Genomic DNA, 15,746 nt, shown 5'->3' with positions numbered 1-15,746 from the left:
ACATGATTCGCCGGTACTGGCGGGCGGCGATCGCAGGCGTTGCGCTGGCGTGCATGACGGCATCCGCGCAAGTGCCCGAAAGTGCGGCTCGTCGCTACGCCGTGGCCTCGTTGATCGGCAACGAAATCCTGGTGGTGGGCAGCCGTGCATCGACGCTCGGTACCAAGGTCGACCGCAACGATCGGCAGGTGATGCCGATCAATGACGAGGTTCTCGACAAGTCGGTGCTGCTCTCCGTCGATGCCGCGATGAAGGCGGCGCAACCCGGATCCGCCCCGATCCTCCTCGACATCCGCGACGCGCGGCTCTTTTCGCTCCAGGAAAGGGCCCTCGACGATCCCAAGGCGATGCGGGAGCTCCTCGAAGCCGTGAAACCGGTGGCCGACCGGCGGGGCGCGACCCACCTGATTCTCGTCACGAAGCATCGCGACCAGGCGCTGATGCAGTTCGGCAACGCCGCCATCGGGCAAGGCAAGGTCGAGGGTCTGGGCTTCTATCTCGACCGCTCCGCCCGAACCTACGCGGCCGATGGCGCTCGCGGGCGAGGCTTTTTCGGGTCGTTCGCGTACATCAAGGTGACGCTGTTCGAACTCGCCACGATGAAGGTCGTGCTCGAGGAAGTTGCGAAGAAGTCCCGCGCGGTCACCGCCGGTCGCGGAAGGGGCGTCGTGGACCCATGGAGCGCCCTGTCGGCCCATGAGAAGGTGGACGAACTACGCTGGCTGATCGACGAAGCGATGAAGCAGGCGGTCCCGAAGGTCGTCGCCGCGCACTGACTATTCCCAGTAGGGCGGGTCGCCGAAGGTCTTGCGCAGGAATTCGATGAAGAGCTTCACCTTCGCGGGGAGCAGGCGCCGCTCGGGGTAGACCGCGTAGATGTTGTTGCCCGGGAAGGCGAACTCGTCGAGCACTGTCGCAAGGCGTCCGCGCTTCACTTCTTCGCTCACTTCCCAGGCACTGCGCCACGCGAGGCCCTCGCCCGCGATGGCCCAACGCGTGAGCACTTCACCGTCGTTGCACTGCAGGCTCCCGCCGACCTTGACCGACACCGGCTTGCCCTTGTCCAGGAAGCTCCACGAATCGGCGACGCCGTCTTCGGTGCTCGTGACCAGGCAGTTGTGGCGCGCGAGGTCGGCAAGGAGCTTGGGACGCCCGGCCCGCTTGAAGTAGTTGGGTGCGCCGCACACCACGCGGTGATTGCGCGCGAGCTTCGCGGCAATGAGGTCGGCGCTCTTGAGGTCGGCGATGCGGATCGCGAGGTCGAAGCGCTCGTTCTTGAGATCGACCATGCGTTCCGACAAATGCAGCGTGATCGCGAGGCTCGGATGCTCGGCGATGAACGCCGCGAGGTGAGGCGCGATGTGCTTGCGGCCGAATGCCGTGGGGGCGGTGACGATCAGCCGGCCCGAGGCGCTCTTCGCGCCGACCGACAGCGATTCCTCGGCACCGCGCAGCTCGTCGAGCAGGCGATGGACATCTTCATAGAAGGTGGACCCTTCCGGCGTGAGGGTCACCTTGCGCGTCGAGCGCTTGAAGAGCTTCACGCCCAGGCGTTCCTCGAGCTGGTCGATGCGCCGACCCACCATCGCCGGGGTGATGCCTTCCTCGCGCGCCGCCGCCGAGAGGCTGCCGCGTTGGGCGACCTCCACGAAAGTGGTCAATTCCTTGAATCGGTCCATGGGGTCAAAAGTATAAGATATTCGCCAAACTGTGGCGATTATCGAATCGTTGGTGATGCAATAGACTCAACGGCATGGAAGCCATTGGTCCCAGGGACCCTTTTGCGCCCGAAAAGTCGAGGCTAGGCCGCGAGCGAGATGACCCGGGCCGCACCCCGGTTGTCGCGCAGCGTCTTCGAGAGCAACTCGAGCAGGGCGAGCACCGTTTCGCAGGCGGGGACGGGCGTTTCGGTGAGTTTCGCGAGCTCGATCACGGCGCCGAGCAGCGCGTCGGTCTCCACTTCGCGGCCGGCCTCGATGTCCTGCAGCGTCGAGGTCTTGTGCTTGCCGACTTTCTCGGCGCCGGCGATGCGCTTTTCGAGCGGCACGCGGAAGGTGATGCCGAGTTTCCCGGCCACTTCCTGCGCTTCGCGCATCATCGTCGCGGCGAGCTCGCGCGAGGGCCCGAACTGGCAGATGTCGACGAGCGTGGCGTGCGTGAGCGCGCTGATCGGGTTGAAGGACATGTTGCCCCAGAGTTTCAGCCACACCTCCGCGCGGATGTTCTCGGGAATCACCGCCTTGAATCCGGCGCGGTTGAGCGCTTCGGCCACGCCTTTGACCCGCTCGGTCGGAACGTCGTCGAGCTCGCCGATGGCGAAGCGATCGCCTTCGACATGGTGAATCGCTCCCGGACCCGTGAGCTCCGCGGCCGGATAGACCACGCAACCGATGATGCGCTTGGCATCGATGTGCTTGGCGATCGTGCCGTCGGGATCGAGGCGCGCGAGCGACTTGCCGTCGTGCGGGCCGCCGTGGCGCTGGAAGTACCACCACGACAGACCGTTCTGCGCGGTCATCAGCATCGTGTCCTTGTCGAACATCGCCTCGAGCGACGGGGCCACGGACGCGATCACCTGCGCCTTGAGCGCGAGGATCACGAGGTCCTGCTTGCCGGCGGCCGCGGGGCTGTCGACGGCCTTGAGGTTCTTCGCGACGAGCTCGGTGCCGTCGCCCATCGTGAGCTTCAATCCGTGGGCGCGAATGGCCGCGAGGTGCGCGCCACGATCGATCACGGTGACTTCTTCGCCGGCGAGCGCCAGCTTGGCGGCGAGCAGGCCGCCGATCGCTCCCGCGCCTACGATTCCGATGCGCATGGTCGACTCCTATTCGTAACGGTTGGCGAGCGTGCCGATGCCGTCGATGGTGACGGCGACATCGCTACCGGGCTTCATCGAGCCCACGCCCACCGAGGTGCCGCAGCAGATCACGTCACCGGGTTCGAGCGTCATGTCCTGCGAGATGCGGCTCACGATTGCCGCCGGTCCGAAGATCATGTCGGAGACCGGATAGTTCTGGCGTTCCTGGCCGTTGAGCACGAGCTTCACGGAGAGCTTCGCGGGGTCCAGACCGGTGACCACCGCCGGCCCGAAAACGCCGAAGGTGTCGAAGCTCTTCGAGCGCACCCACTGCGCGAACGTCGGGTCCTTCTGGATGATCTCGGCGGCCGTGACGTCGTTGATGCACGTGTAGCCGAAGATGAATCCGGGCGCGTCGGCTTCGCTCACGGCGCTGCAGCGCTTGCCGATCACGATCCCCAGCTCGCCTTCGTAGACAACCTTGCCGTCGTAGGACGCGGGCTTGCGGATCACCTCGCCAGGGGCGAGGAACGAGTTGGGCGCCTTGAGCAGGTAGAGTGGCTCGGGCGGAATGGCCTGGTTGAGTTTCTCGGCGAGCGCGCGGAAGTTGTTCCAGAGTGCGAGCATCTTCGTGGGAACCGTCGGCGTGAGCAGCTTCACCGACGCCAGGGGTACGGAATCACCCGTGTCCGCGGGAGACGCGAACATGTCTCCCTTGCAGACGGCGATGCGGTCGCCTTCGAGGCGGCCAAAGCCCACGCCCGCCTCATTGCGGAAGCGCACCCAATGCGTCATCACAACTCCTCCTTCGCGGTATTCTTTTTCAGGCGCCCCGTCGTGGGCGTGGAGAACAAGCAATGAATTCCCCGCTGCCCCATGGTATGCGTATCACCGCCGCGCCACACGCGGAGGCTTCCCGCATCCTGACATCCGAAGCGCTCGCCTTTGTGGCGAAACTCCATCGTGCCTTCGCTCCGCGCCGCAAAGAGCTCCTTGAACGCAGGCGGGCTCGACAGTCCGAGTTTGACGCCGGAGTGACCCCGGATTTCCTCGACGCCACGAAGGACGTTCGCAACTCCGAGTGGCGGATTGCCGCCCAGCCGAAGGACCTCCTCGACCGGCGCGTCGAGATCACAGGCCCCACCGATCGCAAGATGGTGATCAACGCGTTGAACTGCGGCGCCTCCACGTTCATGGCCGATTTCGAGGACGCCAACTGCCCGACGTGGGCGAACATGATCGAGGGCCAGGCCAACATCCTCGATGCCGTGCGCCGGACGATCACGTTCCAGCAGGGCGACAAGTCCTATCGCCTGAACGAGCGCACGGCGGTGCTGCTGCCGCGGCCCCGGGGCTGGCACCTCGACGAGAAGCACGTCACCGTCGATGGCGAAGCCGTCTCCGGAGGGATCTTCGATTTCGCGCTGCTCTTCTTCCACAACGCGAAGGAGCTCCTCGCGCGCGGTTCAGGCCCGTACTACTACCTGCCGAAGATCGAATCGCACCTCGAGGCGCGCCTGTGGAACGACATCTTCACGCTCGCCCAGAAGGAGCTCGACATCCCGCACGGCAGCATTCGCGCGACCGTCCTCATCGAGACGATTCCCGCGGCCTTCGAGATGGACGAGATCCTCTGGGAGCTGCGCGAGCACTCCGCGGGGCTCAACATCGGCCGCTGGGACTACATCTTTTCCTGCATCAAGAAGTTCCGCTCGCATCCCGAGTTCTGCCTCGCCGACCGCGCGCAGGTGACGATGACCTCGCCCTTCATGCGCGCCTATGCGCTGCTGCTCGTGAAGACCTGCCACCGCCGCAACGCGCCGGCGATGGGCGGGATGGCCGCACAGATCCCGATCAAGAACGACGCCGCGGCGAACGAGGCAGCGATGGCGAAGGTGCGCGCCGACAAGGAGCGCGAAGCGACCGACGGCTGCGACGGCACCTGGGTCGCGCACCCGGGGCTGGTCCCCATCGCGAAGGAGATCTTCGACAGGCACATGCCGGGGCCGAACCAGTATTCCAAGCAGCGCCCTGACGTGACCGTGACCGCGAAGGAATTGCTCGATTTCCGTCCCGAGGCACCGATCACCGAAGCGGGACTGCGCAACAACGTCCAGGTCGGCATCCAGTACATCGGCTCGTGGCTCGCGGGCAACGGCTGCGTGCCGATCTTCAACCTGATGGAAGACGCCGCCACCGCCGAGATCTCGCGCTCGCAGGTGTGGCAGTGGATGCGCTCACCGAAGGGCGTTCTCGACGACGGCCGGCGCGTGACGCGCGCGCTCTTCCACGAAATCCTCGTCGACGAGCTGAAGAAGACGCCGGGAATCGTCGGCGCCGAGGCCTACGCCGCCGGGAAGTACGAGGAGGGCGCGAAGCTCTTCGAGGACATCAGCGCATCCGACGATTACGTCGAGTTCCTCACGCTGCCGGCCTACCAGGCGATCGACTAGCGGCGGTAGCCGAAGTAGGGAGAGTTCGGCCGCCGCATCCGCGGATAGCCGTAGCCGGCCCACGCGACGCTGTACGAAGGCGGCTCGGGCGCGACGATGACCGGATCGGGCCGCGAGATGCGCGCGATGGATTCGGCGCTCAACCGGTCGCGTTGCGCTTCAAGCCGTTGGAAGAGCTGCTGCTCGCGCTCGAGGATGCGGTTGCGCTCTTCGACATTGGGCGGCGGAAAATCCGAAGGGATGTTCGAGCGCAGGGCCTCGTCGGTGAAGCCGCAGGGCGATTGCTGGTAGGTGAGCGAGCCGTCGTTGGCGCGGCATTTGTAGACTTCGGCGCCTGCCTGCGCGCACGCGAGCAGCCCCGCAGCGGTTGCAACCACTCTCCATCCGGAGGTCTTCATGGCGACGTCTCCCTGAGGCACTTGCGCGAACTACTTTACGCCGTTCAGCGTGTTTGCGGCGTGGGCTGCGGGCCGGGCCGCGGCGGAATGGGGCGAGGCTGCGGCGGGAAGGGCGGGCGCGGATAGTTCGGTGGCGTGTAACCGGGCCACGCGTAGATGTTGCCCGGGTTGTCGCGTGCTGCTTCCTGCGCTTGCGCTTCGCGCTCGCGGGCTTCGTCGCGCGCGCGTTGGTCCGCGCGTCGTTGCCGATCGGCTTCATCCGCGGCGGCACGCGCCTCGAGCCGCTTGCCGGCTTCAGCGCCGTCGCGCAGCAACTTCTCGCGAGCCGCGGCGGCGGCTTCCGCATCGCTGCTCGATGCGGGCGTCGTATCGACCTGCTTTTCGTCGCTCGCCTTCGGGCACGGCGTCTGCTGGTAGGTGATCTTGCCGTCGGGCGACGTGCAGCGAAACGCCTGGCCGTGGGCGGGCAGGGCCAACGCGACTGCAACGACGAGGAAGGAATGGATTTTCATTCGGGCATCCGCCACAGGGCTCCACACTGCCGGCACTTTACGCGCATCCACGCCACTTCCAGTGGCGCGACCGCTTCGGCCGTCGGGCCCGGGACCGAGTCGACCCCGGCGTTGAGCACCTCGAAGCGGCCGTAGGCCTTGCAGCCTTCGCACGTGGAGCGCTCGCCGTAGCGCTCGGCGCGCTCGAGCACGGTGATGTAGCGCCGCCACGAGTACCAACCGAGAGTTGTCGCTCCGACCACGAGGGCCATCATCGTCGCGCTGCGCGGTCCGAAGTCGCGAAAGGTCACGCCCTCGAAGCATGCGGCGATCACGATTCCGCACAGGAAGCAGGTCACGAGCGCGAGGTGGCAGTCGATGAGCTGGCGCTCATACCACTTGCGAAATCCCAGGCGGCGAATGCTGGAAACCGGTTCCATGCCCTGGATACTCCTTCGCGGGACGCGTGGATGCGCGGCCCGTGGGCTATGCCGCCCCGGCCTCCTGCGCCTGGAGGTCGGCGTGGTAGCTCGAGCGGACCATCGGACCGCATGCGGCATTGGCGAAACCGAGCGCCTGCGCCTCGCGCCCGAACATCGCGAACTCGTCGGGATGCACATAGCGCGTCACCGGCAGATGGTGGCGCGACGGCTGCAGGTACTGGCCGACCGTCAGCATGTCGACGTCGTGCGCGCGAAGGTCGCGCATCACGTCGAGGATCTCTTCGTTCGTCTCGCCCAGCCCCACCATCAGGCCCGACTTGGTGGGCACGTCCGGATGCGCGGCCTTGAAGTCCTTCAGGAGCTTCAGCGAGTGCGCGTAGTCCGAGCCGGGACGCGCCTGGCGATAGAGCCGCGGCACCGTCTCGAGGTTGTGGTTCATCACGTCGGGTGGCGCGGCATTCAGGATCTCGAGGGCGCGATCGAGCCGCCCGCGGAAATCCGGCGTGAGGATCTCGATCTTCGTCGCGGGAGAAAGCTCGCGAACCGTGCGGATGCACTCGACGAAGTGACCCGCGCCGCCATCGCGCAGGTCGTCGCGGTCCACGCTCGTGATCACGACGTACTTGAGGCGCAGCTTCGCGATGGTCTCGCCCAGGTGGCGCGGCTCGTCCGTATCGAGCGGCTTCGGGCGTCCGTGCGCGACGTCGCAGAACGGGCAACGGCGCGTGCAGAGGTCGCCCATGATCATGAAGGTCGCCGTGCCATGGCCGAAGCACTCGCCGATGTTCGGGCACGAGGCTTCCTCGCACACCGAATGCAGCTTCGCCTCGCGCAGGATCTGCTTGATCTCGAAGAAGCGGCCGCTGCCGCCGGCGCGCGCGCGGATCCACTCGGGCTTCCGGATGGGCTCCGAAGGCACGATCTTGATCGGAATGCGGTCGGTCTTGAGCTCGCGCTTCTGCTTGAGCTTCAGGTCGGTGTCAGGCATCGGGAAAGGGCGTCGGCCAGCTTCTGTTGCACTGCGGAAATGCTATCACGGACACCCTGGTCGGCCAGGCGTGTGCAGGCGAGGCCGGGATACCCGCAGGGGTCGATGTGCGTGAACGGTTCGAGGTCGACATCGACGTTGAGCGCGAGGCCGTGATAGCTGCAACCGCGCGCGATGCGCAGGCCCACCGCGGCGATCTTCGCGCCGTTGACGTAGACGCCCGGCATGCCTTCGCGCCGCGTGCCTTTCACGCCGGATTCCGCAAGCACATCGAGTGCCGCCTGCTCGAGCCGGCGCACGAGTTCCTTCACGCCGACGCCGAGGCGCCGCAGGTCCAGCAACACATAGGCGACTGCCTGCCCGGGGCCGTGGTACGTGACCTGCCCGCCGCGATCGGTCTTCACGACGGGAATCACTCCGGGCGAGAGCACGTGCTGCGCGCGGCCCGCGAGACCGAGCGTGTAGACGGGCGGATGCTCGAGGACCCAGATCTGGTCAGGCGTATCGGCGATGCGCGCGGCAGTGAAGTCGCGCATCGCGCGCAGTGTCGGCTCGTAGGCCACGAACCCGAGGTGGCGAACCCTCACAGGACCATCAACACCATCGGATGCTTCGAAAGCTCCGAGTAGAGGGCGTCGAGTTGCTCGCGCGACTTCGCGTTGATCGTCACCGTGAACGAGATGTAGCGCCCGTTCTTGGACGAGCGCATCTCGATCGTCTCCGGGTGGAAGTCGGGCGCGTGCTTGAGCGTGATCTCCGAGACCACCTGTGCGAAGCCGTCCTCGCGCCGCCCCATCACCTTGATGGGGAAGACGGTCGGGAACTGGAGCGGCGACTGGGACGGATCAGGCGGCGACTGCATCCTTGCGTCCCAGACGGCCCTTGTACTCCTGGTAGAGCGCGTGCATGCGCTTGAACACGGGACCGGGCTTGCCGGTGCCCACGGGCTTGCCGTCGAGCGACGTGACCGCGAGGACTTCCTTCGTCGACGACGAGAGCCAGATCTCGTCGGCGCCGCGCACCTCGGCTTCGCTCACCGGGCGCACTTCGAGCTTGAGCGTGCCGTCCTTCGCGAGCTTCTCGAGGAGCTGGTAGGTGATGCCCAGCAGGATCATGTTGTCCTGCGGTGCGGCGAGCACCGTGCCGCCCTTCACCACGAAGGCATTCGAGGCCGAAGCCTCGGTGAGGAACCCGTTGCGGAACATGATGGTCTCCACCGCACCGGCATCGACCGACGATTGCCGCGCGAGCACGTTGCCCAGCAGCGAGATCGACTTGATGTGGCATTTGGTCCAGCGGAAATCCTCGGCCGTCGTGCACGCCACGCCGTTCTCGATCTGTTCCTTCGAGGGCGAGGCGAGCGGATAGCACATCATGAAGACGGTGGGCTTCAGGCCCGTCGGGATCACGTGGTCGCGCTTGCTCGGCACGCCGCGCGTGACGTGGACGTACACCGACTGGTTGCCCGGATGCGACTCGAGCAGCTTCCTCGTGAGCGCCATCCACTCGTCGACCGTGTGCGGGTTCTTCAGGCGGATCTCGTCGCACGAGCGCTGCAGGCGCTCGAAGTGCTCGCGTCCGTGCAGGGGTTCGCCGTTGTAGACGGGAACGACTTCGTACACGCCGTCGCCGAAGATGAAGCCACGGTCGAGCGGGGAGATGCGGATCTCGTCGAGGGGAACAAACGCGCCGTTGAAATGCGCGATGGGTGAGGTCATGGTCGTCACCGGAAGAGGAGGCGGAGGGTGTCCCACCCGCGAGTGAGGAACCCGGCAACCGGAACTTCCTCGAGCGCGACGACGGGAAATTCTGCGAGCGGCGCGTTGTCGCGGGTGAGCTTCATTATCCCCGCTTTCTGCCCTCGGGCAAAGGGAGCGACGTAGGGCTGCTGCGTCTGCAGCACGGCCTGAAGCCCGTCGAACTTTCCCTTGGGCAGCGTGAGCCAGGCGTCGCGATCGAAGCCCACCGGGAGCACGGCGCGCGTGCCCTTGAAGATCTCCGGCGTGCCGACCACCGCGCCCTTGCGATACAGGCGGCGCGTCTCGAAGGAGAGGAAACCGAAATTGAGGAGCTTCAGCGTCTCGGCGGTGCGCAGCGCATCGGTCTGCGCCCCGAGCACGACGCCCACGAGCTTCCGATCGCCCCGCGTGGCGCTCGCCGCCAGCGAGTAACCCGCGCCCTCGGTGAAACCCGACATCAGCCCGTCGACCGCGGGGTCGATGGCGAGCAGGCGGTTGCGGCTCGCGTGCGGGAAACCGCCCCACGTGAACTCCTTCTGTGCGAAGAGCGGCTGGCGCTCGGGGAAGTCGCGCAGCAACGCGAAGGCGAGCGCGGCCGCGTCGCGCGCCGTGATGTGGTGCTCGCGCGAGGGCAGCCCCGTGGCATTCACGAACTTCGTGTTCGCGAGGCCCAGCCTGCGCGCCTGCGTGTTCATGGCTTCGACGAACGATTCCTCGTTGCCGCTCGTGGCCACGGCGAGTGCCACCGCCGCATCGTTGGCGGAAGCGACGATGAGCCCGCGCAACAGGTCCTCCACGGGGACGGTCATGCCGGCCTCGAGATACATGCGCGCGCCGGGGGCCGTCGGTGCGGCGGACGCGACGATCACCGGCTGCGCAGTTTGCAGCTTGCCGGCGCGCAACGCATCGAACACCACGTAGGCCGTCATCAGTTTCGCCAGCGACGCGGGCTCGAAGTGGTCGTCCTCCGCCTGGCTCGCGAGCGTGGCGCCACTCTGGATATCGACCAGCGCGAAGGCGCGCACTGCGAGCGGCGGCGGGCGAACCTGGGCCAGCGCGGAGAAAGCGCAGGCGCACGCGAGAAACGCGATCAGGCGCAGCACGGGCTTACCGCGCGGAGATCGCGGGCGCGAACCCGAGCGACTCGCGAACCTGGTCGGCGATCGCGGAAGCTTCCTCGCGATTGCGATACGGACCCATGCGCACGCGATGCAGGCCGTCGTGCACGGCGATCGAGAGCGGCTCGTTGTTCCAGGTGAGCGTGCGGGCCATGCGCGCACGGAAGAGCTCGGCGTTCTCCGCGCTTCCGAACGCACCCAGTTGCAGCCACAGTGCGCCGTCCGTCTCGCGCGCGACCACGGCGGTTTCGACGATCACCGGCGGCGGCGTAAGCGGCGTGGCAACCGTGCGCGACGGCGGAGCCACAGAGGACGCGGGAGCCTTCGCCACCTCGACGCGCGAGCCGGCGAAAACCCGCTCGACCTCGACCAGCCCACTGCCCGGACCCGCGATCCCGATGCGCGAAGCCGCCGCATACGACAAGTCGATGATCCGGTCCTGGTGGAAGGGGCCGCGATCGTTCACGCGCACGACGACCGAGCGCCCATCGCGCACGTTGGTCACGCGCACGTAGCTCGGCAGCGGCAGGGTCTTGTGCGCCGCGGTCATCGCGAACATGTCGTACACCTCGCCGCTCGCGGTCTTCTGCCCGTGGAATTTCTTGCCATACCACGAGGCCATGCCGCGCTCCTTCAGCGGGTCGTTGTTCACGACCGGCGCGTAGCTGCGGCCGAAGACGGTATAGGGGCGGTTCGCGAAGCGGTGGAAGGGCTCGTCGCGCGGCACCGCATCGGGAATCGACGCGAGGTTGTCGGGTGTCTTGTCGGGTGGGCCGTCGTCGGAGTAGTACGAAGGCTTGCGCGGTTCGTCCTTCTTCGGCGTGGAGCCGCAGCCGGCGAGCCCGGTCGCGAGCAGCACGGCGACAAGGACCGCGAAGCCCGCCCTCAACTCGACACCAACTGCTTGTGCGTGGCGATCGACATGAGGATGCCGAAGCCGATCAGCATCGACAGCAGCGCCGTGCCGCCGTAGCTGATGAGCGGCAGCGGCACGCCCACCACCGGAAGGATTCCGCTGACCATGCCCATGTTCACGAAAGCGTACGTGAAGAACGTGAGCGTGATGGCACCCGCGAGCAGCCGCGCGAACACGGTCGAGGCATTGGCGGCGATCATCAGGCCGCGGCCGATCACCAGCAGGTAGAGCGTGATCAGCACGACCGTGCCCGCGAGCCCGAACTCCTCGCCGTACACCGCAAGGATGAAGTCGGTGGAGCGCTCGGGCACGAACTCGAGCTGCGCCTGCGTGCCGTTGAGCCAACCCTTGCCGAGCACGCCCCCGGAGCCGATCGCGATCGTCGACTGGATGATGTGGTATCCGGCGCCGAGCGGATCCTGCGATGGATCGATGAGCGTGAGGACTCGCTGGCGCTGGTAGTCATGCATCATCGACCAGAGGAACGGCAGGCTCGCGAGTCCCGAGGCACCCAGCCCCACGAGCACTTTCCAGGAGAGGCCGGCGAGGAAGATCACGAAGAAGCCCGAGGCGAAGATGAGCAGTGCCGTGCCCAGGTCGGGTTGGCGCGCGATCAGTCCCACGGGAAGCGCCAGAAGAACGGTCGCGACGAAGAAGTCGCGCAGGCGCAGCCCCTCCTCGTGGCGGTGGAAGTACCACGCGAGCACCAGCGGCACGGCGATCTTCATGACCTCCGAGGGCTGGATCGACGTGAAGCCGAGGTTGAGCCAGCGGCGCGCGCCGTTGCGCACGTCGCCGAAGAGCGCGACGCCGATGAGGAGGGCCAGCCCCACGCAGTAGATCGGCACCGCGAGCCTGAGCAGCGTTTGCGGCGGGACGTTCGCCGCGACCCAGAGGGCTGCGAGTGCCACGAGGAGGCTGCGCGACTGGAGGATGACGCGGTCGAAGGAGGCGCCGCCCTGCGACGAGTAGATCACGGTGAGGCCGAGCGCGATCAGGATCGCGAGCGCGGCCATCAGCGGGCCGTCGATGCGCCGCGAAAAGAGATCGAAGATGCGACCGATCATTGCGGCGGCGGCGGCACTTCGCCGGGTTCGTCGTCGCCGAGCTTCTGGCGCTTGGCCGGGCGCTTGCCGAGCAGGTGGAAGTCGAAGACCTCGCGCGCGATCGGGGCGGCGGTCGAGCCGCCGTGGCCGCCGTTCTCGACGAGCAGCGCCAGGGCGATCTTCGGATCCTCGGCGGGCGCATAGGCGATGAAGATCGCGTGGTCGCGGTGCACTTCCTTCACCTTCTTCTCGTCGTACTTCTCGCCCTGCTTCATGCCGATCACCTGCGCGGTGCCGGTCTTCGCGGCGATCGTGTACGGCGCGCCCGCACCCGCGCGCGCGGCCGTGCCGCCGGGCTTGGTTACGTCGATCATCGCGTTCTTGATGAGGGCGAGGTGCTCGGGCTTGAACGGCAGGCGCTCGCCCATCGGCTGGTGCAGCGCCTTCACTTCCTGCGTCTTCGAGTCCTGCACGGCCTTCAGGAGCCGCGGATGGACGACCACGCCGTCATTGGCGAGCGTGGCGGTCGCGGCGGCGAGTTGCATGGGGGTCGTGAGCCAGTAGCCCTGGCCGATGCCCACGCTGATCGTGTCGCCCGAGTACCACTTCTGCTTGAAGCGCTGCCACTTCCATTCGGTCGAGGGCTGTATGCCGGTGAGCTCGCCTTCGATGTCGATGCCCGTGCGCGCGCCGAACCCGAACTGCGTCATGAAGCGGTGGATGTTGTCGATCCCGAGGTCGTTCGAGAGCCCGTAGAAATACGTGTCACAGGAAACCACCACCGCCTTGTGCAGGTTCACGCTGCCGTGGCCGCCGACCTTGTGGTCGCGATAGCGGTGCGCGACGCCGGGCAGCGTGAAGAAGCCCGGGTCGGAGATGGCGAACTCGGGCGTGCGCTTCTTGTACTCGAGTGCCGCGAGCGCCAGGAACGGCTTGATGGTCGAGCCCGGCGGGTACTGCCCGCGCAACGCGCGATTGTTGAGCGGCTTGTCGGGCGAGTTGTTGAGCGCGTCCCAGTTCACCGGGTCGATGCCGTCGACGAAGAGGTTCGGGTCGAAGCCGGGTTTGGAGACGAGGGCGAGCACGTCGCCCGTCTTCGGGTCGATCGCCACGAGCGCGCCGCGATAATCCTGGAAGGCTTCCTCGGCGACCTTCTGCAGCTGGAGGTCGAGCGTGACCTGGAGGTTGTTGCCCGAGATCGGCTCGTTCCGGGACAGCGCGCGAATGGCGCGCCCGCCCGCGTCGATCTCGACCTGCTCGCTGCCGGTGAGGCCGTGCAGCTCCTTCTCGTACGCGCCCTCGAGGCCGAGCTTGCCGATGTGGTCGGTGCCCTTGTAGTTGGTGGCGAGGCCCTGCGCTTCGATGCGCTTCACGTCGGGTTCGTTGATCCGGCCGATGTAGCCGATCGCGTGCGAGGCGACTTCGCCTTGCGGATAGGAGCGGAAGAGGCGCGCCTTGATCTCGAAACCCGGGAAGCGGAAGCGGTTCACCGCGAAGCGCGCGACTTCCTCCTCGGAGAGCCGCGTGCGGATCGGCAGGCTCTCGAAGTTCTTGCTTTCCTCCTGGAGCTTGCGGAAGCGCCGGCGGTCGCGCGGCGTGACCTCGATCACCTCGGCGAGCTCGTCGATCGCGCGCTCGACGTTGGCCACGCGCCCCGGCGTGATCTCGAGCGTGTAGGCCGAGAAGTTCGCCGCGAGGATCTCGCCGTTGCGGTCGGTGATGATGCCGCGGTTGGGCACGACGGGCACGACCGAGATGCGATTGGCCTCGGCGAGCGTGTGGTAGTGATCCTTCTGCACGACCTGCAGCCAGGCAAAGCGCGTGGCGAGGATGCCGAAGGCCGCGAGGATGCCGAAGCCCGCGAGCAGCAGGCGATTCCTGAAGACGACGAGCTCGCGCTGCTGGTCGCGCAGCGCCTGGCCGAGCATCATGTCGGCGACTCGGAACGCGAGCGGCGCATCGCGAGGACCCACGAGGCCGGGCCCCAGAGCAGCGCCGTGAGCAGGGGCGAGATGAAGAACGCGAGCCCCGGGAACTCGGCGCCCAGCAGGAGGTTGAGCAACAGCATCACGAGGGCGGCCACCATGAAGATGCCGGCCACGTGCAGCGTCTGCGCGGGAAACGGGAACGCGAGGATGCGCACGCGCAGCACCTGAGCGCCGAACACGGCGATCACATAGGCGAACGCGTGCTGGCCCAGCAGCATCGAGTCGCTGACATCCATGAGCAATCCCAGCGCGAACGCGATGCCCTGGCCGACGTGGCGCGGGCCATGCAGCGCCCAGTAGACCAGCACCAGCAGGACGAAATCGGGGCGCGCGAGCAGCCACGTGCCGGAGGCCGGCATGACCGCGAGCACGTACGCCGCGAAGAACGAGGCAATGACATAGCCCCCGCTGGCGGGGTTGCGCATGACGTCGCGCGCGAGCGGCGTGAGGTCGGACGATCTCATCGGCGGCCCTTGGGGCGATCGCGGCCCGTGGCCTTGCGCTCTTCGCCCTTCGCGTCGGGCGGCGCGGGCCCGGCGGCGGGCGTGGGCAGGATCATCACGTAGCGGAAGTTGTCCACGCCGGCGGAGGGCCGCGCGGCGATGCGCGCGAACATGAACGCGGCGTTCTTCTCCACGCCGGTGACCTTCGCCACGACGAGTCCCGGCGGATAGGTACCGTCGATACCCGAGGTCACGAAGAGGTCGCCGTTCTGGATGTCGGCGGAGGCGGGCATGAAAGGCACTTCGATCGCGCCATCCTTGCCCGAGCCCACCGCGATCGCGCGCAGGCCGTTGCGCGTGATGATCACGGGGACCGACTGGCCCTTCTCCGTGAGCAGCGTCACCTCGCTGGTGAACGTGCCCACCGCGGTGATCTGGCCGACCACGCCTTCGCCGTCGATTGCCGGCATCCCGGCGCGCATGCCGTGCGTGAGGCCCTTGTCGACGACGATCTTGCGCGTGAAGGGATTGCGCGCGCCGTAGAGCACTTCGGCGAGCACGCCGTGCGTGTCGAAGCGGCTCTTTCCCTTTTCCATCGCGAGCAGGTGTTCCTGCTCGGCCTTGAGGAGTGTCGCCTGCTGGGCCGCGGCGGCCTGCTCGAGCAGCTTGACCTTCAGGTCCTGGTTCTCGCGCATCAACCGGTCCTGGCTCGCGAAGTAGTCGCCGACGCGCCCGAACATTTCACCCGGGAGGGCGGCAATCTGCTGGACGGGATGGGCGAGGACCGAGAGGGAAAGGCGAACCGCTTCGAGCGCCTGGAAGCGGTGGTCGGCGATCATCGTGGCGATCGCCACGAGCGCGAAGAACGTGACCCGCGCGAGGGGGCTGGGGCCGCGATGGAAGAACGGGGGCGGCTCTCCGATCAC

The 15,746-nt window shown here is 67.0% G+C and carries 18 protein-coding genes; 2 read left to right on the top strand and 16 right to left on the bottom strand.

Annotation, left to right across the window (positions count from 1 at the left end; genetic code table 11):
- Positions 1–2 precede the first annotated feature (2 nt).
- Positions 3–776, top strand: a complete 774-nt coding sequence (locus tag DSM104440_RS18585) for a hypothetical protein (RefSeq protein ID WP_171165337.1) — start codon at positions 3–5, stop codon at positions 774–776.
- On the opposite strand, the gene DSM104440_RS18580 is transcribed toward DSM104440_RS18585, so the two are convergent.
- The 3 genes from DSM104440_RS18580 to DSM104440_RS18570 form a co-directional block, all read right to left on the bottom strand.
- Entirely contained in the window at positions 777–1,679 is a 903-nt protein-coding gene (locus DSM104440_RS18580; protein ID WP_171165335.1) for a LysR family transcriptional regulator, read from the bottom strand. It abuts the gene before it with no gap.
- A 122-nt stretch (positions 1,680–1,801) separates the two neighbouring features.
- Positions 1,802–2,815, bottom strand: coding sequence for a 2-dehydropantoate 2-reductase (locus DSM104440_RS18575; RefSeq protein ID WP_171165333.1), 1,014 nt, complete (start codon positions 2,813–2,815; stop codon positions 1,802–1,804).
- A gap of 9 nt (positions 2,816–2,824) precedes the next feature.
- A complete protein-coding gene (locus DSM104440_RS18570; RefSeq protein WP_171165331.1) occupies positions 2,825–3,592 on the bottom strand; it encodes a fumarylacetoacetate hydrolase family protein in 768 nt (255 codons plus the stop codon).
- A 62-nt stretch (positions 3,593–3,654) separates the two neighbouring features.
- Here DSM104440_RS18570 and aceB point away from each other — a divergent pair, with 62 nt between their 5' ends.
- Positions 3,655–5,250: a malate synthase A gene (gene aceB / locus DSM104440_RS18565; protein ID WP_171165329.1), complete on the top strand. Its 1,596-nt coding sequence runs from the start codon at positions 3,655–3,657 to the stop codon at positions 5,248–5,250.
- Here the strand turns inward: aceB and DSM104440_RS18560 are convergent.
- The 13 genes from DSM104440_RS18560 to mreC are packed head-to-tail and all read right to left on the bottom strand — an operon-like array spanning position 5,247 to position 15,746.
- A complete protein-coding gene (locus DSM104440_RS18560) occupies positions 5,247–5,648 on the bottom strand; it encodes a DUF4124 domain-containing protein (RefSeq protein ID WP_171165327.1) in 402 nt (133 codons plus the stop codon). The genes aceB and DSM104440_RS18560 overlap by 4 nt on opposite strands.
- A gap of 44 nt (positions 5,649–5,692) precedes the next feature.
- The gene (locus DSM104440_RS18555) at positions 5,693–6,160 is read right to left on the bottom strand and encodes a DUF4124 domain-containing protein (protein WP_171165325.1); all 468 of its coding nucleotides are present in this window, start codon (positions 6,158–6,160) and stop codon (positions 5,693–5,695) included.
- On the bottom strand, positions 6,157–6,579 hold the full coding sequence (locus tag DSM104440_RS18550; protein WP_171165323.1) for a hypothetical protein: 423 nt from the start codon (positions 6,577–6,579) through the stop codon (positions 6,157–6,159). Before DSM104440_RS18550 ends, DSM104440_RS18555 begins: the two co-directional genes overlap by 4 nt.
- Before the next feature lie 46 nt (positions 6,580–6,625).
- A complete protein-coding gene (lipA, locus tag DSM104440_RS18545; RefSeq protein WP_171165321.1) occupies positions 6,626–7,570 on the bottom strand; it encodes a lipoyl synthase in 945 nt (314 codons plus the stop codon).
- On the bottom strand, positions 7,552–8,106 hold the full coding sequence (gene lipB, locus DSM104440_RS18540) for a lipoyl(octanoyl) transferase LipB (RefSeq protein ID WP_246212176.1): 555 nt from the start codon (positions 8,104–8,106) through the stop codon (positions 7,552–7,554). The genes lipA and lipB overlap by 19 nt, the downstream gene beginning before the upstream one ends.
- A gap of 47 nt (positions 8,107–8,153) precedes the next feature.
- Positions 8,154–8,432 (bottom strand): HP0495 family protein, encoded by a 279-nt coding sequence (locus DSM104440_RS18535; protein WP_171165316.1) that lies wholly within the window; start codon positions 8,430–8,432, stop codon positions 8,154–8,156.
- Positions 8,416–9,288, bottom strand: a complete 873-nt coding sequence (locus tag DSM104440_RS18530) for a D-amino acid aminotransferase (RefSeq protein WP_171165314.1) — start codon at positions 9,286–9,288, stop codon at positions 8,416–8,418. The genes DSM104440_RS18535 and DSM104440_RS18530 overlap by 17 nt, the downstream gene beginning before the upstream one ends.
- A gap of 5 nt (positions 9,289–9,293) precedes the next feature.
- Positions 9,294–10,412, bottom strand: coding sequence for a D-alanyl-D-alanine carboxypeptidase family protein (locus DSM104440_RS18525; protein ID WP_171165312.1), 1,119 nt, complete (start codon positions 10,410–10,412; stop codon positions 9,294–9,296).
- Positions 10,413–10,416: 4 nt separating this feature from the next.
- The gene (locus DSM104440_RS18520) at positions 10,417–11,316 is read right to left on the bottom strand and encodes a septal ring lytic transglycosylase RlpA family protein (protein ID WP_171165310.1); all 900 of its coding nucleotides are present in this window, start codon (positions 11,314–11,316) and stop codon (positions 10,417–10,419) included.
- Positions 11,313–12,410 (bottom strand): rod shape-determining protein RodA, encoded by a 1,098-nt coding sequence (rodA, locus tag DSM104440_RS18515; RefSeq protein ID WP_171165308.1) that lies wholly within the window; start codon positions 12,408–12,410, stop codon positions 11,313–11,315. The genes DSM104440_RS18520 and rodA overlap by 4 nt, the downstream gene beginning before the upstream one ends.
- Complete coding sequence (gene mrdA / locus DSM104440_RS18510; RefSeq protein WP_171166086.1) at positions 12,407–14,320, bottom strand: penicillin-binding protein 2; 1,914 nt, start codon at positions 14,318–14,320, stop codon at positions 12,407–12,409. The genes rodA and mrdA overlap by 4 nt, the downstream gene beginning before the upstream one ends.
- Positions 14,317–14,841 (bottom strand): rod shape-determining protein MreD, encoded by a 525-nt coding sequence (mreD, locus tag DSM104440_RS18505; RefSeq protein ID WP_171165306.1) that lies wholly within the window; start codon positions 14,839–14,841, stop codon positions 14,317–14,319. Before mreD ends, mrdA begins: the two co-directional genes overlap by 4 nt.
- A complete protein-coding gene (gene mreC / locus DSM104440_RS18500; RefSeq protein ID WP_171165304.1) occupies positions 14,838–15,746 on the bottom strand; it encodes a rod shape-determining protein MreC in 909 nt (302 codons plus the stop codon). The genes mreD and mreC overlap by 4 nt, the downstream gene beginning before the upstream one ends.

Source organism: Usitatibacter palustris, assembly GCF_013003985.1.
Lineage (GTDB): Bacteria > Pseudomonadota > Gammaproteobacteria > Burkholderiales > Usitatibacteraceae > Usitatibacter > Usitatibacter palustris.
Note: the sequence above shows the minus strand (reverse complement) of the source record. Positions and strands in the feature narration are given on the sequence as shown.